This is a genomic window from Hydrogenophaga sp. BPS33 (assembly GCF_009859475.1).
In the GTDB taxonomy this organism is placed as follows: domain Bacteria; phylum Pseudomonadota; class Gammaproteobacteria; order Burkholderiales; family Burkholderiaceae_C; genus Hydrogenophaga.
On the sequence record NZ_CP044549.1, the window covers coordinates 5777611 to 5800521 of the forward strand.

The window sequence follows — 22911 nt, forward strand, 5'->3', positions numbered from 1 at the left end:
CGGCCTGCAAGAGCCCTAGCTGGCGTAGATGAATTTGCGCGACCAGGGCAGCCCTTGTGCGGGCTGCCCTGCGGCGCGGCAGATCACCTGGTAGATCGACACCTCGTCGTGTTCGAACGCCCAGGCGCAACCGGCCAGGTAGACGCGCCAGATGCGCCACTTCTTCTCGTCGACCAGGGGCTTGATCTGCGCGGTGCGCGCTTCGAAATTGTCGCTCCAGAGCTGCGTGGTGCGCATGTAGTGACGGCGCAGGCTTTCGATGTCGAAGGCCTCCAGACCACCTTCCTGCATGGTGCGCAGCACGGTGCCGATGTGGGGCAGTTCGCCTTGTGGAAACACGTACTTGTCGATGAAGGTGCCGCCGCCATGGCGCGTTTCACCGTCCTGTGCATCGGTGCTGGTGATGCCGTGGTTCAAGGCCCAGCCATCGGGCTTGAGCAGCGAGCGGACGTGTCCGAAATACGATTTCAGGTGATTCAGACCCACGTGCTCGAACATGCCGACGCTGGTGATGCGGTCAAACGGGCCGTCCTGCACGTCGCGGTAGTCCTGCAGGCGGATCTCGATGTGGTCTTCCAACCCCGCCGCCTTCACCCGCTCGGTCGCCAGTGCGTGCTGATTCTTCGACAGCGTCACGCCCACGCAACGCGCGCCGAACTTCTGCGCCGCGCGCAGCACCAGCGCCCCCCAGCCGCAGCCGATGTCGAGCAGCCGCTGCCCGGGTTGGAGCCGGATCTTGGTGAGGATATGGTCGATCTTCTTGACCTGCGCCTCGGCCAGGGTTTCGTCGCCATTCTCGAAGTAGCCGCAGGAATAGACCATGCGCTCGTCCAGCCACTGGGCGTAGAACTCGTTGGAAACGTCGTAGTGGTATTCGATCGCCTTGCTGTCGCTCTCGCGCGTGTGGCCAAAGCGCCGGCGCAGGCGGCCCAGCAGGCCGTTCTCGGGTTGGGCGTTCTCGGCCAGGCGGTGCGCCACGGCGAGGATGTCGGCCATGGAGCCGTCAACGTCGATCAGGCCTTCCACGTAGGCCTGGCCCAGGGTGTCCAGGCCCGGGTCGATCAGCAGGGGCAGGGCCGAGGAGTCGCGCACACGAATCTCCACCTGCGGCTCCTCGAACTCCCCCAGGGACAACGAAGACGCCCCGCGTTCACCCCAACTCAGGCGAACCGGCAGATTCACCCGCGTTTTCATGCGCTGTGCCCAAGGCGTCAAGGCCTTTTCCACGATCGATCCCATGCAATGCCCCTCCATGCTGGTCAACCACATCCCCAGCCCTCGGTTGTACCCAAACATGAAGCCCCTGTGAAGTCTGTGTGAAATGGGTCACAGCGCGCGCCAGCGCACAGACCGGCCGCGCCCGGCCTATAGTCGGGCGGCCTCGCCCAGGAACTTGGGCGCGGCCGGGCGGCTCTTACCGGGGCCCCGGCGGCCACCCTCCTCCGATCTCCCCCCAGCTCTTCCATGCGTTTTCTCGTTTTCCCCATGCTCCGCCACGCCCTCGGCGCGGCGTTGCTGGCGCTGTTGCCGCTGTCCCTTCTGGCGCAGGGCCTGTTGAGCGCCGCCCCCGCCGGCACCGTGGTGCAAAGCGATCAGGCGCGCGCCGAGCTGCTGGCCCATGCGCCCGAGGGCGCAGGCCCGGGCCAACCCGTCTGGGTCGGCCTGCAAATCACCCATGCCCCCGAATGGCACACCTATTGGAAGAACTCGGGCGACTCCGGACTGCCCACCGAGCTGCGCTGGACGCTGCCGCCCGGCGTGAGCGCGGGCGAGATCGCCTGGCCCACGCCGCGCAAGTTCCCGATCGGCAACCTGGCCAACTACGGCTACGACGGCACCGTGGTGCTGCCGGTGCTGCTCACCGTGGATCCCGGCTTCTCCGGCCGCCACATCGACGTGCAGCTCGACGCCTCCTGGCTGGTCTGCCGCAAGGAATGCATCCCGGAAGAAGGCCGCTTCGCGCTGCGCATCCCGGTGCAAGGGTCCACGGCACTCCACGGCACGGCCTTCGATGCCAGCTTCAAGGCTGCCCCGACCCACCAGGCCGCGCTGGACAGCCATGTCGAGCCCGCCCAGGATGTGTTGAAGGTATCGCTGGCCGGCCTGCCCAAGGTCTGGCGCGGCCAGACGCTGGAGTTCTTTCCGGAGCCGCCGGGCGTGATCGAACCCGGCGCGGCCTGGAAGCAGACCTGGGTCGGTGACCGCTGGAATGCCGAGGTGCCACTCTCGCCGCACCGCAGCGAAAGCCCCGCCCGGTTCGCGCTGGTAGTGGCGCGCGCCGCGCCCGCGGGCCACGGGCCCGGCAGTACGGGCGTGCGCATCGACGCACCGGTGCAAGGCACGTGGCCGGCCGCCGCGCCGCTGCCCGCGGCCGTGCCCGACGCGCTGCAGGCGGCGCTGGCCGAGAACGCCGCCAGCGCCGCAGCCAGCAGGACGGGCGACAGCGGCGCCACTCCACTCACGCTGGGCGCGATCCTGCTCGGTGCGCTCCTCGGTGGCCTCATCCTCAACCTCATGCCCTGCGTGTTCCCGGTGCTGGCCATCAAGGTGACGGCGTTCGCGAAACACGTCGACGACCGCCGGGGCCTGCGCGCCAACGGCGTGGCGTATGCCGTGGGCGTGGTGCTGTCCTTCGTCGCGCTGGGCGCGCTGCTGCTGGCGCTGCGCGCGGCGGGCGAACAGCTGGGCTGGGGGTTCCAGCTGCAGAGCCCGGTGGTGGTGGCGGCGCTGGCGGCGCTGTTCACGCTGATCGGACTGAACCTGGCCGGCCTGTTCGAATTCGGCCGCATCCTGCCCAGCCGCGTGGCCAGCCTGCAAGCCGGGAACCCCACGGTCGACGCCTTCCTCACCGGCATGCTGGCCACGGCCATTGCATCGCCCTGCACCGCACCCTTCATGGGCGCCTCGCTCGGCCTGGCGGTGGGCCTGCCTACCCCACAGGCACTGGCCGTGTTCGCCGTGCTCGGCCTGGGCATGGCACTTCCCTACCTGGTCGCCAGCTGGGTGCCGGCCGTGGCGCGCGCCTTGCCGCGCCCCGGTCCGTGGATGGAGGTCTTCCGCCGCTTCATGGCTTTTCCCATGTTCGCCACCGTGGTCTGGCTGGTGTGGGTGCTGGGGCAACAAAGCGGCATCGACGGTGCGGCCGCGCTGCTCATGCTGCTGCTGGTCCTGGCGCTGCTGGTGTGGTCGCTCGGCCTGCGCGGCAGGAGCCGCCAGGTGCTCGCCGGCCTGTCGGTGGTGGGCCTGCTCTGGCTGGGCTGGGCGGTGGGCCCGAACGTGACACGCCTGCAGGCCACGGTCCCCGGCCAAACCTTGGCGACGGCGGTCGAGGGCGTGAGCTGGCAAGCCTGGAGCCCGCAGGCCCAGGCCGACTTGCTCGCGCAGGGCCGCCCGGTGTTCGTGGACTTCACAGCCGCCTGGTGCGTGACCTGCCAGTACAACAAGCGCACCACCTTGGCCGACGAGTCCGTGCTGCGGCATTTCGCCGCCAAGAACGTGGCGCTGCTGCGTGCCGACTGGACCCGCCGCGACCCGGCCGTGACCGCCGCGCTGGCGCAGCTCAGCCGCAATGGCGTGCCGGTGTATGCGATCTACACACCGGCGCAGCCGATCCGCCTACTGTCCGAAGTGCTGACGGTTGACGAAGTTCTGGACGCGCTGACGGGGCTTTGAGCCTGCCAGCGGCCGGCGTCGGCCAGGGCGTGGTGTGGTGTGGTTGACGATCAACTCCACGCGCGACGACAGCGCCGACGACCAGACCCGCCCCAGCTCGGACGCTGGATGAGCGAGAAAGGCGCCAGCCCGGGAGCTTCTCCGGCCGAACCGCTTGGTATTTGGTGCACGGGATAATCCCCCGGATACTCCCTTCCCCGTCCCGAGACCGACATGCCCTTTGCTCCCCTGCAGAACGACACTTTTCTGCGCGCCTGCCTGCGCCAAGCCACCGACCACACGCCCGTCTGGCTCATGCGCCAGGCCGGGCGCTATCTGCCCGAGTACCGGGCCACGCGCGCGCAGGCCGGCAGCTTCATGGGGCTGGCAACCAACACCGACTACGCCACCGAAGTGACGCTGCAGCCGCTGGAGCGCTACGCACTGGATGCGGCCATCCTCTTCAGCGACATCCTCACCGTGCCCGACGCGATGGGCCTGGGCCTGTCGTTCGCGATCGGCGAAGGGCCGAAGTTCGCCAAAACGGTGCGCACCGAGTCCGACGTGGACAAGCTCGCCGTGCCCGACATGGACAAGCTGCGCTACGTGTTCAACGCGGTCACCTCGATCCGCAAGGCGCTCAACGGCCGCGTGCCGCTGATCGGCTTCTCGGGCAGCCCCTGGACGCTGGCCTGCTACATGGTCGAAGGCGGTGGCAGCGACGATTACCGCGCCGTGAAGTCGCTGATGTACGCGCGCCCCGACCTGATGCACCGCATCCTCGCGATCAATGCCGACGCCGTGGCCGCCTACCTGAACGAGCAGATCGAGGCCGGCGCGCAGGCGGTGATGGTGTTCGACAGCTGGGGCGGGGTGCTGGCCGATGGCAAGTTCCAGGACTTCAGCCTCGCCTACACCCAGCGCGTGCTGGCGCAGCTCAAGCGCGAGCACGAGGGCACGACGATTCCCCGCATCGTCTTCACCAAGGGCGGTGGCCTCTGGCTCGACGACATGAAAAACCTGGACTGCCATGCGCTCGGCCTGGACTGGACGGTGAACCTGGGCCGCGCACGCGCGCAAGTGGGTGAAGGGCCTGCCGGCAAGGCGCTGCAAGGCAACATCGATCCCAACGTGCTGTTCGCGCCGCCCGAGCGCATCGAGGCCGAGGTGGCCGCCGTTCTGGAGAGCTTCGGCACCCCGCACCAAGGCCCCGGCAATGGCCCCACCCACATCTTCAACCTGGGCCATGGCATCAGCCAGCACACCCCGCCCGAGCACGTGTCGGTGCTGGTGGATGCGGTTCATTCGCATTCCCGCCGGTTGCGCGTGGCCGTTTGAAGCGCTGCTTTTTTTGTAGCAATTGCGTCGCAGGACAGGCCAAAAGGCCTGTTCCCAGCGGCTTGTCAACCGGGACTTCTCGAACCCTCCCAACCTCGAAAAACGGCGATGTCCGGGGGCCATAGCACAGAATTCGCATAAAAAGTCAGTTGACACGATTTACTTATGCACAAATTTTCTGTTGCGGTGCGCCATGGCGAAGCCACCGAATCCACGTAGGACACCTCCTGCACAAGCAACGTAAGTCGTTGATTCATAAGGAATTTGGATTGTGCTTTTTTTGCAGGCAGTTTAAGAAAACCCTTGATTTGCAAGGCTTCCGGCGAGGCAAAAGCAAACTATCAACAAAGTTATCCACAGAATGTCTGGATATGTTTCGATGACCCGTCAAATCAACGACTTAGCGCGATTTCCGACAGTCGGGTTGAGGATTGGGCGCTAAGCATGGCTTTCTGGCCTAGCGTCGTCGTCGCCACGCCGGCCCACAGCGGGGTGGGAGCAGCCCTCACCTACCGAAGTGAGTTGTTGCTCGCGCCAGGCACCCTGGTGCGGGTGCCGCTGGGCGCACGTGAAGTGCTGGGCGTGGTGTGGGACTGCGCCACCGAACCGCCCGAAGGGCTGACCGAAGCGCAGACCAAATCGGTGGCCGGTGTGCTCGATGGCCTTGCGCCCCTGAACGCGCGGTGGCGGCAACTGGTGCGGTTTGCGGCGCAGTACTACCAGCGCAGCCTGGGCGAGGTGGCGTTGGCCGCGCTGCCGCCGCAGCTGCGCGACCTGGATGCGGTTCGGTTGGCGCGCCGGTTGAAAAAACAACAGAAGGCCGCGGCGGCGACTCCCGCTCCCGCCGAGGGCGCCACCCCAAGTGGCCACGATCTGAGCCACGAACAGGCCACCGCCCTGGGCGCGCTCGAAGCCGCCCATGCCCCGGTGCTGCTGTTCGGCGCCACCGGCAGCGGCAAAACCGAGGTCTACCTGCAAGCCACCGAACACGTGCTGCGAGCCGATGCCCAGACCCAGGTGCTGGTGATGGTGCCCGAGATCAACCTCACGCCCCAGCTGGAAGCGCGTTTTCGCGCGCGCTTCGAACCCCTGTTCGGCGCCGGTGCACTGGTCTGCCTGCACAGCGGCATGACGCCCGCCCAGCGCCTGGCGGGCTGGCTGGCGGCGCACACCGGACAGGCGCGCATCGTGCTGGGTACGCGCATGGCGGTGCTGGCCAGCCTGCCCGGCCTGCGCCTGATCGTGGTCGACGAGGAGCACGACCCGAGCTACAAGAGCCAGGAAGGCGCGCGGTACTCGGCGCGCGACCTGGCGGTGTACCGGGCCAAGGTGGAGACGGATGCCCTGCTGGCAGGCCAAGGTGCTACGGCCCCGCGCTGCCGCGTGGTGCTGGGCTCGGCCACACCGTCGCTGGAAACCTGGCACGCGGCGGACCAGGGCCGCTACCTGCGCCTGTCGATGCCCGCGCGCATCGGCGGCGGTGCCTTGCCGCGCCTGCGCCTGGTCGACATGAACCACCAGCCCAAGGGCGCGGTGCTGGCACCGCCCTTGGTGGCGGCCATGGCCGAGCGCATCGCGCGCGGTGAGCAGTGCATGGTGCTGCTGAACCGGCGCGGCTACGCCCCGGTGCTGGCCTGCTTCGATTGCGGCTGGAAAAGCGGCTGCCCGCACTGCAGCGCCTTTCGCGTCTTCCACAAACTCGACCGCACGCTGCGCTGCCACCACTGCGGCTTCACCGAACGCGTGCCGCGCGCCTGCCCCGAGTGCGGCAACCTGGACATCGCGCCCGTGGGCCGCGGCACCGAGCAACTGGAAGAGCAGCTTGCCAGCCTGCTGATCGACGTGAAGCGCCCCGACGGCGGGCCCGTGCGCGTGGCGCGCATCGATGCCGACTCGACCCGCCTCAAGGGCAGCCTGGAACAGCACCTCGCAACCATGCACAGCGGCGAGGTGGACGTACTGGTGGGCACGCAGATGATCGCCAAGGGGCACGACTTCCGCCGCATCACGCTGGTGGCCGCGCTCAACGCCGATTCGGGCTTGTACGCCAGCGACTACCGCGCGCCCGAGCGCCTGTTCGCGCTGCTGATGCAGGCCGGGGGACGCGCAGGCCGCGATGCTGCCTTCGTCGCCGACCAAGGCAGCGCCAGCGAGCTCTGGGTGCAGACCTGGTCACCGCAGCACCCGCTGTTCGCCGCGCTGCGCCAGCACGACTTTACGGCCTTCGCGGCGCAACAACTGAGCGAGCGCGAAGGTGCGGGCATGCCGCCATTTGCGCACCAGGCCCTGCTGCGCGCCGACGCGCGCACGCAGCAGGCGGCACAGGCCTACCTGAACGCCGCCGCGCAGGCCGCCGAAGGCCTGCCGCACCGCGACGAGATCACGCTCTACCCGGCCGTGCCGTTGACGATCCAGCGCGTGGCCAATGTGGAGCGCGCGCAGTTGCTGGTGGAAGCCACGTCGCGCGGCGCGCTGCAACGCTTTCTGAGCGCCTGGCAACCGGTGCTGCTGGGTTGCCGCGGCCTGCCCGAGGCGCGGGGGTTGGTGCGCTTCGCGGTGGACGTGGATCCGCTGTCGATATAGCGCTCCCCCTGCGCGCCTGACGGCGCTTCACCCCTGGAAGGGGGGACAACACCTGGGACCGGCAAAGCCGGATCCTCGGTGTTTCTGGATGCTGACCCTTCGCGCCGGAGAGGGCGTGGTTTTCTTCTATGCGGCGAGCGCTTCTGGCACGGGCCACAGCTGCTCCAGCGTGCGCACCACGTCGCGCAGGCGAAACGGCTGCAGCAACAGGCGGCGCACGTCCAGCTCCTTGAGACGCGTGGCCAGTGCGGCGTCGCAGGTGGGGGCCATCACGGCGACCGGAATGTCCGGCGCGCAGCGGTACCGGCCTTCACGCACGCGAGAGAGGAAATCCAGCGCCACCGGGCCTTCGGCCAGCGAGAGCAACAGGCCCTGGTCGACATTGGACTTCATCCAGCGCTCCGCGAGCGCAATGCTGGTCGCTTGCTGCAGCTGAACCAGTTGCAGTTCGCGACACACGGAAGCAACCGTTCCGCGCACCAGCCCGTCGGGCTCGACGAGCAGCACCTTCGGTTGCGATGAGGGCGCGGCGGCGCTCATGAAACCGCCTCCTCGCGGCGGAACAGTTCCTCCACCACCAGATCGCGCAACCCGCCGAGGATGGCCTCATCGAGACGGTCGAACTCGCGTGGGCGACGGTCCATGATGCACAGTGTGCCCACCACCTGCCCGTACGGCAGGCGCAGCAGGGCGCCCGCGTAGAAGCGGATGTAGGGTTGCCCCACCACCATCGGGTTGTCGGCGAAGCGCGGGTCCTTCAGCGCATCGGGCACCACCAGCGTCTTGGCCATGGTCACGGCATGGCCGCAGAAGGAGATGTCGCGCGGTGTCTCCTGCATGTCCAGCATGCCGAAGGACGACTTGAACCACTGCCGGTCCTGGTCCACCAGCGAAACCAGCGCGATCGGCACATTGAATTCCTTGGCCGCGAAGGCGGAGATGCGGTCGAAACGTTCCTCGGGCGGTGTGTCGAGGATCACAAGATCGCGCAGCGCACTCAGGCGCTTGGCTTCGTTGTGAGGCAGCGGTGCTTTGATCATGAGCGCTCCAACCAGTCACGCCGACGTTAGCGTTCTGATGACATCGGTTGCTATGAAAAAAGATTTAGGCCCATCGCGCGACCCGACAAATATAAGCAAACTACGATATAAGCTCGAACACGGCTTTTCATGGAGACACCTGTGCCACTGCTTTCCCTTCGCCACTGGTTGCTGCCCACCCTGCTGGCCCTCGCCGCTGCCGGCGCGGCCCTCGCCCAAACAGAAGACACGGGGCCGGCGATGCGCGCGCAGACCGTGGGCCCGCACAGCTACTACGTGGAAGGTCTCACCCAGCTGGGCTCGCCGAAGAACCAGAACTTCATCAGCAACGCGGGTTTCGTGGTCACGCCTGCGGGCGTGGTCGTGATCGACGCGCTGGGCTCGCCACGCCTGGCCGAGCGGCTCACCCAACAGATCCGCCAGGTCACCGACAAGCCGGTGACGCACGTCATCCTCACGCACTACCACGCAGACCACATTTACGGCCTGCAGCACTTCAAGCAACTCGGCGCGCAAATCGTGGCGCACAGCGCTTCGCGCGAGTACATCCAGTCCGACACGGCGCGCCTGCGCCTGCAAGCCTCGCGCACCGATCTCGCGCCGTGGATCGACGCGAACACCCGCATCGTGCCGGCCGACGTCTGGATCGACGGTCCCACCTCGATCCAGGTAGGTGGCGTGGTGTTCGACCTCGTGCCGGTCGGGCCGTCGCACACGCCGGAGGACATCGCGGTGTTCGTGCCCTCGGAGAAGGTGCTTTTCGCCGGCGACCTGTTCTTCAACGGCCGCCTGCCGTTCGTGGGCCAGGCCAACAGCAAGCAGTGGATCGAGTCGCTGGAGCGGCTGCTGACGTTCGACGCGCGCACGGTGGTGCCAGGCCACGGCGCGGCATCGACCGACCCGAAGAAGGACATCGGCATGACGCGCGACTATCTCCAGCACCTGCGCCAGACCATGGGCGCGGCGGTGAACGACTTCGTGCCTTTCGACGAGGCCTATGAGAAGACCGATTGGTCGGCCTTCTCAGGCGTTCCCATGTTCGGTCCGGCCAACCGAATGAACGCCTACAACACCTACCTGCTGCTGGAGCAGGAGGCATTGAAGCGTTGATCAGAAGCGGTGGCGCATGCCGATCGAATAGCCGCCGCCACTGGACAGGCCATCGAGCTTGTCGCGCATGACCACGGCGTACACATCGGTGCGGCGCGAGAGGTTGTGCACATAGCCCAGCGACACAGTGTTGCGGTCGGCCCCCACGCGCAGATCCATCGAGCTGTACTGGGCGATGAAGGCTCCCGCTCCCAAGGGAACCCGGACCCCCAGGCCGGTAATGTCGGTGCGGTTTTGGGTGGTGGTGTTCTTGATCTCGCCGTATTGCAGGAAGGCTTTGGCCACACCGAAGTCGTAGGACGCACCCAGCTGGGTGGTCTTGGTGTCCTCCAGCGGCGTGGCGGCGTCCTTCCTTGCGCTCTGGTGCACCAGGCTGGCGGCCAGCGGGCCACCGCTGTAGCTCAGACCCACGCTCCAGTTGCCCCCATTGCCCACACCGCCCACGGCGTTTTCCTTCGTGCTCATCGAGGTGCCGAAGCGCAAGCCACCGAAGCTCGGGCTTGAATAGGAGAGCGAGTCGTTCCAGCCGGTGTCACCGGTGACCGAGCCGGCACCCGAAGAGAAATAGTGGCGGATGCTAGGCGAATAGCCAAACGAATCGCCAAACGCGTTGAACAGCAACGTGGAGACGAACAGCTGCGTGGAGGTGCGGCCGAAGTTGATGGCACCGAGATCCTTGTGCGTCAGGCCCACGGACGTGGTGCGCGCAAAAGTGGCGTCACCGTTGAAACGGCCCTGAGCGCCGGTGTCGCCACGAAAGAATCCTTCGATCTTGAACTGCGCGGACAGACCACCGCCCAGATCTTCGGCGCCGCTGAAGCCATAGAAGCTGGTGGTCATCTTGCCGCTGTCCACCCCTGTGACAGAACGGCCGCCGGGCGCCTTGGTCGAGCCCAGACCCATGTCGATCGAACCGTAAATCTGCACCGCGCTTTGCGCTTGTGCACCAACAGCGGCAAGGCTCAACACGGCACCAGCGAGCAGGCTGCGTTGGAATGTTTTATCCATGAAAAGAAAACTCCTGAAGGGTTGCAAAAGGCGAAGTCAGGCCTTGGGCGTCCGATGGATCGAAGCCTTTGCGCCTGAACGCAACAGGAGCGTCGCAAAATCCGGGCCACATGCGTGGGCCGCGACGAAGGCATCAGGTGAGCACAGCCACCGCGCAGGAGAAAGTGAGGAACGCCGCGGCGGTGGTCACCAGGATGATGCGGGCGATGCGCCCGTTGTCCGCCCCGAATCGTTCGGCCAACAGCGACACGTTGCTCGCACTGGGCAAGGCGGCCACGAGCACCATCACCGTCAGCGCCGAGGACGACAAGTCCATGCCTGCGCGGATGGCGAGCCAACCCGCGGCGAACACCAGCAGCGGGTGCACGAAGAGCTTCATCAACGAAGCCGGCAGGTAGTCCGACAGCGGCATCGGATGGTTGGCCGTCATCTGCGCGCGCGCCAGCACCGCGCCGATGGTGAAGAGCGCCACCGGCGAAGCTGCATCCGCCAGCAGCCACACCGTTTGCTCCACCGGTTTGGGCAAGCGCAACGCCCATGCCGAAGCCAGCCCTCCGAGCAGGATGGCCCAGGGCATGGGATTGGCCACCACACCTCGAAGTGCCTTGCGGGCCGCGTCGAACATCGCCGAACGGCCATTGCCCTGCGTGCCATCCAGCCGCGAGAGCGCGATGCACAGCGAACTCGTGACCACCATGTCCACCACCATCGTGAGGATGACCGTGCCCGCCGCCGATGCGCCCAGCAAGGCCACGATGAGCGGAACACCCATGAAGCCCGAGTTGGGAAAGGCGGCCACCAGTGCGCCCATCGCGGCGTCGTTCCAGCGGATGCGCGCGTTCATCGTGAGCGCGATGCTGGCGCCCACGATGACCAGGCCGCAGAGCAGATAGAGAGCGGCCACGCGCATGTCCAGCAGTTGCGCGATCGGCGTGGTCGAGCCGAAGCGGTACAGCATGCAAGGCAGCGCGAAGAACAGAACAAAACCATTGAGCCCCGGGATGGCCTCCAGCGGCAGCATGCGCCGGCGCGCGGCCACGTAACCTGCCAGGACCAGCGCGAAGAAGGGGAAAGTGACGAGCAGGATTTGCAGCACGGGTGGGATTGTGTCAGGCCAGCCGGAGTGGGGCGAGCGCACCCTGCCGGTATGATTCAACGCTTTCGCCCGACGCCCCGCCCTGCCCCCATGTCCCACGGCCTGAACCTCGCCCAACTCGATGCCGTGAACCACTTGGCGGGCCCCTGTCTGGTGCTGGCGGGCGCGGGTTCGGGCAAGACGCGCGTCATCACGCACAAGATCGGGCGGTTGATCCAGGCGGGCCTGGCGGCCGACCGCATCGCCGCCATCACCTTCACCAACAAGGCCGCCGCTGAAATGCGCGAGCGCGCGGGCCAGCTGGTGGGACGCGACGCCAAGAAGGTGCTGATCTGCACGTTTCACGCGCTGGGCGTGCGCTTGCTGCGTGACGCTGGCGAAGTGCTGGGCCTGAAGAAGCAGTTCTCCATCCTCGATACCGACGACATCACCAGCCTGCTCAAGGACTGCGGCGGCACCACCGACGCGAACACCGCACGCGGCTGGCAATGGACCATCAGCGCCTGGAAGGGAGCGGGCATGACGGCCGATGAGGCGCTCGCCCAGGCCAAGGACGAAGACGAGCGCGTGGCGGCCATGATCATGGAGCGCTACCAGGAGCGTCTGGTAGCTTACCAGAGCGTGGACTTCGACGACCTCATCAGCCTGCCGCTCAAGCTGCTGCGCGACTTTGAGGATGTGCGCCTGCGCTGGCAACAGAAGATGGGCCACGTGCTGGTGGACGAATACCAGGACACCAACGCCACGCAGTACGAGTTGCTCAAGCTGCTGGTGGGCGGGCGCGCGCGCTTCACTGCAGTGGGCGACGACGACCAGTCCATCTACGGCTGGCGCGGCGCCACGCTGGACAACCTGAAGAAGCTGCCGCAGGATTTTCCCGAACTCAAGGTCATCAAGCTGGAGCAGAACTACCGCTCCACCAGCGCCATCCTGCGCGCGGCCAACAATGTGATCGGGCCCAACCCCAAGCTGTTCCCGAAGACCTTGTGGAGCGACCTGGGCGAAGGCGAGCCGGTGCGCGTGGTCGACGCCGACAACGAGGAGCACGAAGCCGAGCGCGCCGTGGCGCGCATCCAGAGCCTGCGCGCGAACTCGACGCACAAGGAGTGGCGCGACTTCGCCATCCTCTACCGCGCCAACCACATGGCACGCCCGTTCGAGCAGTCGCTGCGCCGCGCGCAGATTCCGTACAAGGTCTCGGGCGGCCAGAGCTTCTTCGACAAGGCCGAGATTCGCGACCTTTGCGCCTGGATGCGCCTGCTCGTGAACAACGACGATGACCCCGCGTTCGTGCGCGCGGCCACCACACCCAAGCGTGGCATCGGCCACACCACGCTGCAGCAGCTCGGTGCGTTCGCCACGCAATACAAGACCAGCCTGTTCGAAGCCCTGTTCGCCAACTCGCTGGGCACCGCCGTGCCGGCGCGTGGCGTGGCGAGCCTGCACGAATTCGGCCGCGCAGTGAACGAACTCGAGTACCGCGCGCGCCACACCGTCGGGCACGAGGCCGCACGCACCTTCCTGAGCGAGTGGCTCAAGGACATCGACTACGAAAAGCACCTCTACGACAGCGAGGAAAGCGAGAAGGTCGCGGCCGCGCGCTGGACCAACGTGCTGGAGTTCTGCGACTGGGTGGCCGGGCGCTGCGGCGGCAAGCTGGAAGACGACGCGGGCGTTCAGGTCGAGAGCGAACGCAAGAGCCTGCTGGAAGTGGTGCAGACCATCGCACTGATTTCGACCTTGAGCGAACGCGAGAAGGACGAGAACGTGGTGACCCTGTCCACGCTGCACGCCTCCAAGGGCCTGGAGTGGCCGCACGTGATGCTGGTCGGCGTGAACGAAGGTCTGCTGCCATTCAAGATGGACGAACAACCCGGCCAGAGCGACGCGCCGGCCGAGGACATGGCGCAGCGCCTGCAGGAAGAGCGGCGCTTGATGTACGTGGGCATCACGCGCGCGCAGCGCACGCTGGCCGTGAGCTGGCTCAAGCGGCGCAAGAAGGGCCGCGAGAGCGTGCCGGGCACGCCCAGCCGCTTCATCAAGGAAATGGCGTTGGACCAGGCCACCGTGAAGGAAGACCCGCGCGAGAAACTGCGCGCGCTGCGCGCCGAGTTTGCGAAAAGAGCAACGGAACAGAAGTCCGCACAGAGTCCCGCCCCATGAGCGTTTTTCCGCATGCCCTTGCGCCCATCTTCACGGCGCTTTCCATGGCGCTGAGCACCTTCCCGGCCGTCGCGCAGACCCCTCCCGCGGCCGCATGGGCTGCCACGGCATGTGCATCGCCCGACGAGATGAGCGCACCCCAGCTCTATGGTCTGTGGCAATTCCATCTGTGGCCGGTGCAAGGCGGCGACGAGGCCCGACCGGCGTCCAGCGGCGCGGCGCTGTTCGAAAAGCACCCCGAATACCCGGGCAGCGTGCGCGGCAACCTCAAGCGCAGCACCGCCGGCAACGATCGACAAGCCGTGGTGTCCGGCGATGTCTCCAACGGAGACGAGTTCAATCTCGACGAGTCGGCCGATGGTGTGGCGATGGACGCGGTCTGGGAAGGCCAGGTCACGCCCGGTACCTGCGGCCAGGAAATCCGCGGTATTCGCCGGCCTGCAGAAGGTGGCACGTCGAGCGACGTCCCCATGAGCTTCGTGCTGAAGAAGTCCCAAGGCTGGCGCTGAACGACCGGCCACATCGCCTATTGCGGCGCGATGAGCACGCGCCGGAGAATGCTGCGGCCACGGGCGCCCGAGGACCACGCCGCCCGCCCCTCTTCTCACCGCTCAGGCGTCCCCCATGAACCTGTTTTCCCCGCGATCGCTGGCACTTGCGCTGTGCCTGTTTCTCGCCGGCACCACTGGCGCACGCGCCCAGGACGCCCATGTGTGGGGTGTGAACGCCGGCGGTCAGTCATGGCACTGGGTCCAGGCCCAATGGCACGAGGCCCAGAGCGAGAACGCGTTGCGCCAGGTGTCGGTGGGTGCCGACGGCGCGGTGTGGGCGGTGGAGCGCTCGGGCGCGATCCTGCAACGCGAGCGCAATCGCTGGCACACCATGCCCGGCGCGGCCGTTCAGGTCAGCGTGGGCAGTGCGCAGCACGTGTGGGTGCTCAATGCCGACGAAGACATCTTTCGCTGGACCGGCGCGCAATGGCAACGCATACCCGGGCGGCTGGTGAACATCTCGGTCGCGGCCGATGGTAGCGTGTGGGGCGTGAACCGCTGGGGCAACGTGTTTCGCCGCGACGGCAGCCAATGGACCGCCATGCCGCCCGGGCCGATCCAGGTGTCCGTGGGCAGCGCGCAGCAGGTGTGGGGCGTGGAGGCACAAGGCACTGTCGTGCGCTGGGACGGCCACCAATGGAAGCGCGTGGGCGGCGAAATGGCCCAGGTCGCCGTCGCATCCGACGGCAGCGCGTGGGGTGTGAAGCCGTCGGGTGCGATCTACCGCCGCGGCCCCGGCGCATCAGACCAGTGGCAGCTGGTGCAAGGTTGGTTGGTGCAGGTGTCCACGGCACTGCGCGAGACCCGCGCAACACGCTAGGCGTTTGCGCCCCTCAAGCCGTCTGCGCCACCGAGCTCGTGCGCTTGTCGAGCCCGGCTTTCCACAAGTGGCAGAGCTGCTCCGGCACGTCGTTGTCAAAGCTCATGAGCGCGTCGGAGGGTTGGGCGAGTGCCGCAGCGGCCAGCATGCCACACACCCACGCTTGCCGGGCTTCATCCACGGGGCTGCCGAGCTCGTCCGCCAGCCGCGACAGCACCGCGTCTCGCGTCCGCTCGCACCCCAATACGTGCCATGCATAGTCGACCTCGTACCGCGCCACCGCATCCTTCAGGCTCTCGCCGTCCTGCCGCGCTTCCTCGGCCCAATCGGCCAGCGTGCGGGTCACGAGACCTCGAGCGAATTGCTTCTCGTCGTCCAGCGAGAAGGCCACGTTTTCAACTGCCATGGAATCTCCAAAAGGAAATGGGGCTTTGCGCCATCCGAGTGGAATGTGCAAGCCCGGAAACGAAAAAGCCCATCGCGATGGATGGGCTTCTGCGAAATTTGGTGGCCTGGGACGGAATCGAACCATCGACACGCGGATTTTCAATCCGCTGCTCTACCAACTGAGCTACCGGGCCTTTGGAAGAAGCGAGATTGTAGCAGCTTCCAGACACCCATTTCCCGGGTCGCGGTCGATCAGATCGCGCTGCGTTTGCTGCGCGCCAGATCGACGCCCAGCTGCTTGAGCTTGCGGTACAGATGGGTGCGCTCAAGCCCCGTTTTCTCCGCCACGCGCGTCATCGAACCCGACTCCTTGGCCAGGTGGTACTCGAAGTAGGCCTTCTCGAATTCGTCTCGCGCTTCGCGCAGCGGACCCTCGAGGTTGAACGACTGCATGCCCTGCGGCCCCAGGTCGATCAACGGCTCGGGCAACGTGCCGCCGGTCATCGCCGTTTCCACCGTGAGCTCCGTGGCCATCATGCTGCCCAGGCGCACCAGGCTCGGTGCGGGTTGCTGGGGTCTGGTCGACGGTTTGTTGAGACCCTGGTCCACCGCCTTGAGCAGCTTGGCCATGGTGATGGGTTTTTCCAGAAAGGCCGTCGCACCAATGCGCGTGGCTTCCACCGCGGTATCGATCGTGGCGTGGCCGCTCATCATGATCACCGGCATCGACAACAGGCCGCTGCTGGCCCATTCTTTGAGCAAGGTCACGCCATCGGTATCGGGCATCCAGATGTCGAGCAACACGAGGTCAGGCCGCAGCTGGGCACGTACCGAGCGCGCTTGCGCGGCGTTTTCAGCGAGTTCGACCGTGTGGCCCTCGTCGTTGAGAATCTCGGACAGCAGGTCTCGAATACCCAACTCATCGTCTACGACCAAAATAGTTGCCATGCGCGGAATGCTTCTCTCTGGGAAAGTGTTGTCAATTAGCAACTGCGAATGATAACGACACTTGAGCGCCGATGACCTTGCCTTCGGTCAAACGGTTGCTCAGATCGACACGCCCGCCATGCTCGTCCATGATTTTCTTGACCACAGCAAGACCCAGGCCTGTGCCTTTGACCTTGGTGGTGACGTAAGGCTCGAAGGCGCGCTTGAGGATGTGCTCGGCAAATCCCGGTCCCTGGTCGAGCACCGTCAGTCGAACCCATTGGCCGGAGTCCGAACGCCGCGTGCGCAACACCACCTGCGCACCCGGTATGCCGGCCATCGCGTCCTGCGCGTTCTGTACCAGGTTGTGCAAGGTCTGGCGCACCTGCTGAACATCGGCTTGCGCGGGTGGCAAGTCATCGGCGAGTTCGAGACGCACCGGCACCGCGGCGTTGTCGTAGAGCGTGACGATGTCGCGCACCAGCGCGTTCAGATCCACCGGTGCGAGCTGCGCGGCCGGCAGCCGTGCGTAGTCGCGGAATTCGTTGACCAGGCGCTTCATGGCATCGACCTGGTCCACGATGGTGCGCACGGATTTGTTCAGGATGGCTTGCTCGGGCGGCTGCACCTTGCCGTCGAGCTTCATCGCAAGGCGTTCGGCCGAGAGTTGTATGGGTGTGAGCGGGTTCTTGATCTCGTGCGCGAGGCGGCGCGCCACCTCGCCCCAGGCCTTGGCGCGTTGGGCCGACACCATTTCCGAGACATCGTCGAACACCAGCAGGCGTTCGTTGTTGGGCAATAGCGCACCGCGTGCGATCAGCGTGATGCCTTGTTCGAAAGGCGTGTTGTCGTTGGCGTTGAGTTCGAAGGACTGTTGCCAGTAACCGCCCTCATGCAGCGCCTGATCCGACAAGAAACGTTCGAACTGTTGCAACACGCCGGAGGCAAAGGCCTCCAGGCCCGGCACCTGCGCCAGCGGCTTGCCCAGGTGCAGTGCCAGCGGTGTGTGCAGAATGCGCGCCGCGCCAGGGTTCACGCTTTGCACGCTGCCGTCCTCATGGAGCACGACGACGCCCGCGGTCAGGTTGTCGAGAATGGTTTGCAGGTTGTCGCGCGCTGCGTCCACCTGTTCCATGCTTTGCTGAACGGCGGCGCGCGCATCGGCCAGATCCTGCGTCATGTGGGCAAAGGTGCGGGTCAGGCTGGCCAGTTCGTCGCGCGAGGTCATGGCGGTCTTGGGCGACAGGTTGCCCGCGGCCACCTCGCGCATGCCCTCGGCAAGCACCAGCAGCGGGCGCACCAGCTGGTTGCCCAGCAGCACCGCCAGCAGCACCGCACCGAACACGGCCAGGAACAACACCAGTGTGAGCGTGCCGATGTACATGCGGCGCAAGCCTTCGCGGGTGAGCGCGCGTTCCTGGTACTCGCGGTTGGCCACTTGCACGGCCAGCGCATCGGTCACCAGCGCTTCGGGCAAGGGCACTTCCACTTGCAGGTAGCGCGACTCGGCATTGAAGCCAAAACTGGGCGGGCTGACCAGGGCCAGCACCTTGATGCGCGGTGGGCTGGTGGCATTCGGCGTGGCGCGCTCGCCACCTTCGTCTTCCTCCAGGCCTTCGATCTGCGCCACCACGCGCGCACTGCGGGCGTTGCGCAACTGCGTGGCGCTGGGGCGCTCGGGATTGATGTCGAAACGGGAAGAGCCGGAGCTGCCCAGCGATTGGCCGCTGCCGCTCCAGAGCACAAGGTCGGTCACGCCCAGTTGTTCGCGCAGGCGCTCCAGGCCGAGCACCGCCGCCGAGTTGGGCAGGCGCGAGAGGCCATCGGCGGCGATGCGGGTCTTGTTGCTGAGGTCGGCCGCCAAGGTATCCAGCGTGGTGCGCCCCAGGTTCAGGCCGGCCGCCAGCGCGGATTCCACGCGCACATCGAACCAGCTTTCGATCGAGCGCGAGACGAACTGGTACGAGACGGTGTAGATCAGCAGCCCGGGCAAGACACCCACCAGGCCGATGATGGCGGCGAGCTTGATCAGCAGCCGGCTGCCAAACTTGCCGCGCTTGAGGCGCACGGCCAGGCGCAACGAGAACCACAGGATGACCAGCAGCAGGAAGGCGGCCACGGCCACATTGACGCCCACGAGCCAGGTGAAGTTCTGCTCGTAGAGGGCGCGGTTGTTCGTGGCCAGCGTGAGCAGGAACAGCAACACCATGCCGACGCCGGTCATGAACACGAGGCCAGCGCCAATGGCCCAGCGCACCGCCGCGGGCTTGGACTTGGGTGCGGTGGTGTGGACAGGGACCACGATCGGTTCCTGGCCGTCTCGGTCTTGCGCGCGGGACATGGCGATCCGTCGGTGGGTCAGCGCGTGGGTTCACGCACGGTGCTATCGCCACTGACTTCGGCGCTGTGCGCGCCTGGCACCGGCTCCGGCGACTTGTCGGCTTCGATGCGTTCGGGGACGGGCAAGGTCTGCCGCGTCTCGACCGTCCACTCGGGCTGGTTGCCCATGCCGATCTGGAACGGGCGCGGCAACAGGGAGAGGTCGAGTCGGAACGAGAACTCGAGTTCGTGGTCAGCGCCCGGCTCCAGTCGACTGGCATCGGCCAACTTCCAGCGCACCACCCGCCCCACGCCGGCCAGGGCTTCGTTCAGCGTGTCGAAGTTCTGGTGCAGCGCGTACTGCAGCCCCGCACCACCTGCAGCGGCAGCGGCGTCGTTGGACAGGCTCACGCGCCAGCGGCGTGTGAGTGGCTGATAGGCCAGGCGCATGGTGCGCGTGGCGCTGGCCACGCGTTTGTCGGCCCAGTACCAACGCGCGCGGTAAATGTCGGCATGCCACACGAAATAGAGGGGAACGGCCTTGTACAGGGCGTCTTCCACCTCGGTGGCGGGCTGCAGTTCCATGCGTGCCGAGAGGAACAGGGCCTCCGAGGTGCGCTGCAAGCTCAAGTGCTGCACCTGGGGCGCCTGGGCATGGGCGGGCCACAGGGCCAGCAACGACAGAACCCACACCGCACAGACCGCACGCAAAAGGCTCACGGTGCGCGCCTTGTGGTGGGTGCAGGGCATCGGATCAAGGCTGGACCTTGTCGAGGCGGGCATAGAAGAATCCGTCGTGTCCACCTGGAGGATTGTCGTTGAACTGCCCGTGCGGGGCAGCGTTGCCGGGCAGCAAATGCCCTGGCGAAGGGTGGTGGACCGCGTCACTGTGGCGCGCAAGGAACGCCTCGACCTGCCCTGCCCCCTCGGCACGGAACACGGAGCAGGTGGCGTACAGCAACCGCCCCCCCGGCTTGAGCAGCGGCCACAAGGCCTCGAGCAGGGCGCGCTGCGTGGTCACGAGGGCGTCCACATCGCTGGCGCGGCGCAGCCAACGCACGTCCGGATGCCGGCGAACGATGCCCGATGCGGTGCATGGGGCGTCGAGCAGGATCGCGTCGAACCGCTGTCCATCCCACCAGGTCTCGGGTTTTGCTGCATCGGCGCTGCGCACCTCTGCGAGCAGGCCCAGGCGGCGCAGCGTGTCTTCGATGCGTTCGCAACGGCTCGGATCGACGTCGATGGCCAACAGGCTCACGTCGGCGCTTTCCAGCACGTGCGCGGTCTTGCCCCCGGGTGCTGCGCAAGCGTCGAGCACGCGGTCGGCGCCATTCCAGGTGCGCCCTTCGAGCAGCAAGCCGGCGCTCATCTGGGCAGCGGCATCCTGCACGGAACAATGCCCATCGGCAAAACCGGGCAGGCGCTCGACCGGTTGGGGCGCCTGCAGCACCAGCCCGTCGCGGCCAAAAGGCGTGGAGGCCAGCCCCATCGCCTGCAAGCTTTGCTGGTAGACAGCGCGGTCCACCTTACGGCGGTTCACGCGCAAGGCCATCGGGCCGGGTTGGTTGCTGGCGCCGAGAATGGCCTGCCAATGCCCGGGGTGGTCGCGCTGCAGCCGCTCGATCCACCACAGCGGGTGGTTCCAGCGCGCCACCGGGTCGGCTTCGATCTCGGCGAGCAGGTCGACGCGTTCGCGCAGGAAACGCCGCAGGCAGGCGTTGACAAAGGAGGCCTGGCGCTCGGTCTGGCGCTCCTGCCGCGCCGCTTCGACGGCCTGGTTCACGAGCGTGTGAGCGGGATAGCGTGGCGCCTGATCGTGTTCAGGCTCCAGCAGCAGTGCCACCGCGCTGCTCAGCAAGGCGCGCACGGCGAGCGACGGCTTGCGCGGGGCAAGAAGACCCACTACGGCGCGCGCGGCACCCAGGTGGCGCAAGACATGGAAAGTCAAGGCCTGCACACCGGGGCGCAGTGCCGGTGGCAGCGCGGGCAACACATCGCTCAGGGACTGGCCCTGCTCGACCGCCAGCACGCACTGGGCGGTGTGACGCAGCTGGGTGGCCAGGGTCGGGCCCTTGGGGGTGGTGGGGGTCGAAGGCGGAGGGGCCGAGGCAGTCAAAGCGGTGGTCCGTGGCGACGGTCGTTCGGGATTCGAGAGGGAGAGTGTCACACACTGGCATCAGCGCCATCGACGTCGTCAGCTCAAGGTCCAGCCTGTCTCGGGATCGGCGACCGAGGCGGCGGGCTTGCCCGCCTGGGCGGGCGCCTCGTCGTCCTGGCGCAGAGGCAAGGGCCCCATGTCCCGACCATAGATGCGGCGGATGCGCGCGGCCAGCGGTGGATGTGAATCGAGCCAATGTTCGGCCTTGCCACCCCTGCCTTCGTTGGCCACCAGCAGCATGTGCTGCACGGACGAGCCCACGCGCTGCGGTACCACGCCGTCGCGCCGTTGCGTGAGCACTTTGCGCAGCACGCCGCCCAGCCCTTCGCGGCTGCGCGTCCACTGCACGGCGCGTGCGTCGGCCAGGTACTCGCGCTGGCGCGACACCGCGGCCTGTAAGGCATGGCCCGCCAGCCAGCCCAACCAGCCCGCGGCCATGATGGCCAAGCCGATCAAGGCTGCGGCCCTGCGGCGACCTTGATCGTCGGGATCGAACAGGGTCTGGCCCATGCGGTAGAGCATTTCCAGCCCGAAGACCATGCCCACCAGACGCATGTTCAAGCGCGTATCACCCTCCCCGATGTGGCTGAACTCGTGCGCCACAAGGCCCTGCAGTTCGTCGCGCGTCAGGCAATCCAACGCCCCCTGCGTCACGGCGACCACCGCATCGTCTTCGTTCCAGCCGGCGGCAAACGCGTTGATGCCCAGGTCGCGCGCGAGCACCATGGCTTGCGGGCGCTTCATGCCCGAAGAGATCGCCATCTCGTCGACGATGTTGCAAAAACGCTGCTCGTTGAAGTTCCCCGATGGCTGGGCCAGGCGCGCGCCCATCTGCTGCGCCAGTCTTTGCCCGCCACCATCGGCCAGGCGCGTGGTCTCGACCCACCACCCACCCAGCACGAACAGCAGCGTGACCACCGTGTTCACCACGAAGTAGTGGCGCGGATAGTTCATCTCGCCGGGCATCCAGAAGCCCCAGGTCAGCCCCCAGGCCAAGGCCAGCGCGGCGTTGACGGCCAGCACCAGAAGCAGCACCGTGAGGCCGAACGCCAACAAAAGCCGCCGGGTTTCGTTGCGGGCATTGCGTTGGAATTCGAAAAAGCGCATATCAGCGCGTCCGTCGACGCTGAAGGCCGGGCAAGGAGCGCATCACATCTGAATCCGCAGGGTCTCGCGTTCGGCTTCACTGGTCGTTGAAGCCAGCATGGCCTGCGGCTGAAAGCCGAACAGTCGCGCAATGATCAACGCAGGGAACTGGGCCGCCGCGTCGTTGAATTCGAGCACGTGGTCGTTGTAGGCCTGGCGCGCGAAACCCACGCGATTTTCCGTGCTGGTCAGTTCTTCGCTGAGTTCGCGCATGTTCTGGTCAGCCTTGAGTTCGGGGTAGTCCTCGACCACCGCGAACAGCTTGCCCATTGCGCCTCCCAGCAATTGCTCCGCACCCGCGAGTGCGCCCAGTGCCTGGGCGTTGAGCGGACTGCCCGCCGCGTTCTGCTCCGCGGTACGCGCCTGGTTGCGCGCGGCGATCACCGCTTCGAGCGTTTGTGCCTCGTGCGCGAGGTAACGGCGCGCCACCTCGACCAGGTTGGGAATCAAGTCGTAGCGGCGCTTGAGTTGCACGTCGATCTGGCCAAAGGAATTGGCAATCGCGTTTTTCAGCCGCACCAGGCGGTTGTACGCGCCGACGGCCCAGAAGAACACCACGAGACCCACGGCCAAAAAGACCCACAGCGAGACGGACATGTTCGCGACTCCTTGTT

At 66.6% G+C, this 22911-nt stretch carries 19 protein-coding genes and 1 tRNA gene; 7 read left to right on the forward strand and 13 right to left on the reverse strand.

Annotation, left to right across the window (positions count from 1 at the left end):
• Positions 1-15: 15 nt before the first annotated feature.
• Positions 16-1239 carry an SAM-dependent methyltransferase gene (locus F9K07_RS26770; RefSeq protein WP_159596289.1) on the reverse strand — a complete coding sequence of 408 codons (1224 nt, stop codon included), beginning with the start codon at positions 1237-1239 and terminating at the stop codon, positions 16-18.
• A gap of 246 nt (positions 1240-1485) precedes the next feature.
• Between F9K07_RS26770 and F9K07_RS26775 the strand changes: the two genes are divergently transcribed.
• From F9K07_RS26775 to priA, 3 genes are all read left to right on the forward strand, one after another.
• On the forward strand, positions 1486-3672 hold the full coding sequence (locus tag F9K07_RS26775; RefSeq protein ID WP_201451484.1) for a protein-disulfide reductase DsbD family protein: 2187 nt from the start codon (positions 1486-1488) through the stop codon (positions 3670-3672).
• A gap of 213 nt (positions 3673-3885) precedes the next feature.
• Entirely contained in the window at positions 3886-4989 is a 1104-nt protein-coding gene (hemE, locus tag F9K07_RS26780; protein ID WP_159596291.1) for a uroporphyrinogen decarboxylase, read from the forward strand.
• Positions 4990-5433: 444 nt separating this feature from the next.
• Positions 5434-7572, forward strand: coding sequence for a replication restart helicase PriA (priA, locus tag F9K07_RS26785; protein WP_159596292.1), 2139 nt, complete (start codon positions 5434-5436; stop codon positions 7570-7572).
• Positions 7573-7698: 126 nt separating this feature from the next.
• On the opposite strand, the gene F9K07_RS26790 is transcribed toward priA, so the two are convergent.
• Positions 7699-8112 carry a hypothetical protein gene (locus F9K07_RS26790; RefSeq protein WP_159596293.1) on the reverse strand — a complete coding sequence of 138 codons (414 nt, stop codon included), beginning with the start codon at positions 8110-8112 and terminating at the stop codon, positions 7699-7701.
• Positions 8109-8612 carry a GAF domain-containing protein gene (locus F9K07_RS26795; protein ID WP_159596294.1) on the reverse strand — a complete coding sequence of 168 codons (504 nt, stop codon included), beginning with the start codon at positions 8610-8612 and terminating at the stop codon, positions 8109-8111. Before F9K07_RS26795 ends, F9K07_RS26790 begins: the two co-directional genes overlap by 4 nt.
• Positions 8613-8753: 141 nt before the next feature.
• Here F9K07_RS26795 and F9K07_RS26800 point away from each other — a divergent pair, with 141 nt between their 5' ends.
• Positions 8754-9722 (forward strand): MBL fold metallo-hydrolase, encoded by a 969-nt coding sequence (locus tag F9K07_RS26800; RefSeq protein ID WP_236581589.1) that lies wholly within the window; start codon positions 8754-8756, stop codon positions 9720-9722.
• Here the strand turns inward: F9K07_RS26800 and F9K07_RS26805 are convergent, their stop codons facing one another.
• Together F9K07_RS26805 and F9K07_RS26810 are read right to left on the reverse strand one after the other, a co-directional pair.
• A complete protein-coding gene (locus tag F9K07_RS26805) occupies positions 9723-10730 on the reverse strand; it encodes a porin (RefSeq protein WP_159596295.1) in 1008 nt (335 codons plus the stop codon).
• A 133-nt stretch (positions 10731-10863) separates the two neighbouring features.
• Positions 10864-11826 carry an AEC family transporter gene (locus F9K07_RS26810; RefSeq protein WP_159596296.1) on the reverse strand — a complete coding sequence of 321 codons (963 nt, stop codon included), beginning with the start codon at positions 11824-11826 and terminating at the stop codon, positions 10864-10866.
• A gap of 90 nt (positions 11827-11916) precedes the next feature.
• On the opposite strand from F9K07_RS26810, the gene F9K07_RS26815 reads away from it, so the two are divergent.
• The 3 genes from F9K07_RS26815 to F9K07_RS26825 all read left to right on the forward strand — a co-directional run bounded on the left by F9K07_RS26815 (position 11917) and on the right by F9K07_RS26825 (position 15360).
• Positions 11917-13989, forward strand: a complete 2073-nt coding sequence (locus F9K07_RS26815) for an ATP-dependent helicase (protein WP_159596297.1) — start codon at positions 11917-11919, stop codon at positions 13987-13989.
• Positions 13986-14498, forward strand: a complete 513-nt coding sequence (locus F9K07_RS26820) for a hypothetical protein (RefSeq protein ID WP_159596298.1) — start codon at positions 13986-13988, stop codon at positions 14496-14498. Before F9K07_RS26815 ends, F9K07_RS26820 begins: the two co-directional genes overlap by 4 nt.
• A 115-nt stretch (positions 14499-14613) precedes the next feature.
• Positions 14614-15360, forward strand: coding sequence for a tectonin domain-containing protein (locus tag F9K07_RS26825; RefSeq protein WP_159596299.1), 747 nt, complete (start codon positions 14614-14616; stop codon positions 15358-15360).
• A 13-nt stretch (positions 15361-15373) separates the two neighbouring features.
• Here the strand turns inward: F9K07_RS26825 and F9K07_RS26830 are convergent, their stop codons facing one another.
• From F9K07_RS26830 to F9K07_RS26865, 8 genes are all read right to left on the reverse strand, one after another.
• Complete coding sequence (locus F9K07_RS26830) at positions 15374-15766, reverse strand: hypothetical protein (RefSeq protein ID WP_159596300.1); 393 nt, start codon at positions 15764-15766, stop codon at positions 15374-15376.
• A 99-nt stretch (positions 15767-15865) separates the two neighbouring features.
• A tRNA-Phe gene (locus F9K07_RS26835) sits at positions 15866-15941 on the reverse strand.
• Between the two features lie 58 nt (positions 15942-15999).
• The gene (locus F9K07_RS26840) at positions 16000-16695 is read right to left on the reverse strand and encodes a response regulator (RefSeq protein ID WP_159596301.1); all 696 of its coding nucleotides are present in this window, start codon (positions 16693-16695) and stop codon (positions 16000-16002) included.
• A 31-nt stretch (positions 16696-16726) separates the two neighbouring features.
• Positions 16727-19015 (reverse strand): ATP-binding protein, encoded by a 2289-nt coding sequence (locus F9K07_RS26845; RefSeq protein WP_159596302.1) that lies wholly within the window; start codon positions 19013-19015, stop codon positions 16727-16729.
• 17 nt (positions 19016-19032) lie between these two features.
• Positions 19033-19743 (reverse strand): DUF4390 domain-containing protein, encoded by a 711-nt coding sequence (locus F9K07_RS26850; protein WP_159596303.1) that lies wholly within the window; start codon positions 19741-19743, stop codon positions 19033-19035.
• A gap of 4 nt (positions 19744-19747) precedes the next feature.
• Complete coding sequence (gene rsmB / locus F9K07_RS26855; RefSeq protein WP_159596304.1) at positions 19748-21109, reverse strand: 16S rRNA (cytosine(967)-C(5))-methyltransferase RsmB; 1362 nt, start codon at positions 21107-21109, stop codon at positions 19748-19750.
• A gap of 78 nt (positions 21110-21187) precedes the next feature.
• Positions 21188-22258 carry a M48 family metalloprotease gene (locus F9K07_RS26860; protein ID WP_159596305.1) on the reverse strand — a complete coding sequence of 357 codons (1071 nt, stop codon included), beginning with the start codon at positions 22256-22258 and terminating at the stop codon, positions 21188-21190.
• A gap of 42 nt (positions 22259-22300) precedes the next feature.
• On the reverse strand, positions 22301-22894 hold the full coding sequence (locus F9K07_RS26865) for a LemA family protein (RefSeq protein ID WP_159596306.1): 594 nt from the start codon (positions 22892-22894) through the stop codon (positions 22301-22303).
• Positions 22895-22911 lie beyond the last annotated feature (17 nt).

Coding starts and splice junctions, on each gene's coding strand:
- F9K07_RS26770 (WP_159596289.1), bottom strand. CDS start 1,239: ATGGGATCGATCGTGGAAAAGGCCTTGACGCCTTGGGCACAGCGCATG.
- F9K07_RS26775 (WP_201451484.1), top strand. CDS start 1,486: ATGCTCCGCCACGCCCTCGGCGCGGCGTTGCTGGCGCTGTTGCCGCTG.
- hemE (WP_159596291.1), top strand. CDS start 3,886: ATGCCCTTTGCTCCCCTGCAGAACGACACTTTTCTGCGCGCCTGCCTG.
- priA (WP_159596292.1), top strand. CDS start 5,434: ATGGCTTTCTGGCCTAGCGTCGTCGTCGCCACGCCGGCCCACAGCGGG.
- F9K07_RS26790 (WP_159596293.1), bottom strand. CDS start 8,112: ATGAGCGCCGCCGCGCCCTCATCGCAACCGAAGGTGCTGCTCGTCGAG.
- F9K07_RS26795 (WP_159596294.1), bottom strand. CDS start 8,612: ATGATCAAAGCACCGCTGCCTCACAACGAAGCCAAGCGCCTGAGTGCG.
- F9K07_RS26805 (WP_159596295.1), bottom strand. CDS start 10,730: ATGGATAAAACATTCCAACGCAGCCTGCTCGCTGGTGCCGTGTTGAGC.
- F9K07_RS26815 (WP_159596297.1), top strand. CDS start 11,917: ATGTCCCACGGCCTGAACCTCGCCCAACTCGATGCCGTGAACCACTTG.
- F9K07_RS26820 (WP_159596298.1), top strand. CDS start 13,986: ATGAGCGTTTTTCCGCATGCCCTTGCGCCCATCTTCACGGCGCTTTCC.
- F9K07_RS26825 (WP_159596299.1), top strand. CDS start 14,614: ATGAACCTGTTTTCCCCGCGATCGCTGGCACTTGCGCTGTGCCTGTTT.
- F9K07_RS26830 (WP_159596300.1), bottom strand. CDS start 15,766: ATGGCAGTTGAAAACGTGGCCTTCTCGCTGGACGACGAGAAGCAATTC.
- F9K07_RS26840 (WP_159596301.1), bottom strand. CDS start 16,695: ATGGCAACTATTTTGGTCGTAGACGATGAGTTGGGTATTCGAGACCTG.
- F9K07_RS26845 (WP_159596302.1), bottom strand. CDS start 19,015: ATGTCCCGCGCGCAAGACCGAGACGGCCAGGAACCGATCGTGGTCCCT.
- F9K07_RS26850 (WP_159596303.1), bottom strand. CDS start 19,743: ATGCCCTGCACCCACCACAAGGCGCGCACCGTGAGCCTTTTGCGTGCG.
- F9K07_RS26860 (WP_159596305.1), bottom strand. CDS start 22,258: ATGCGCTTTTTCGAATTCCAACGCAATGCCCGCAACGAAACCCGGCGG.
- F9K07_RS26865 (WP_159596306.1), bottom strand. CDS start 22,894: ATGTCCGTCTCGCTGTGGGTCTTTTTGGCCGTGGGTCTCGTGGTGTTC.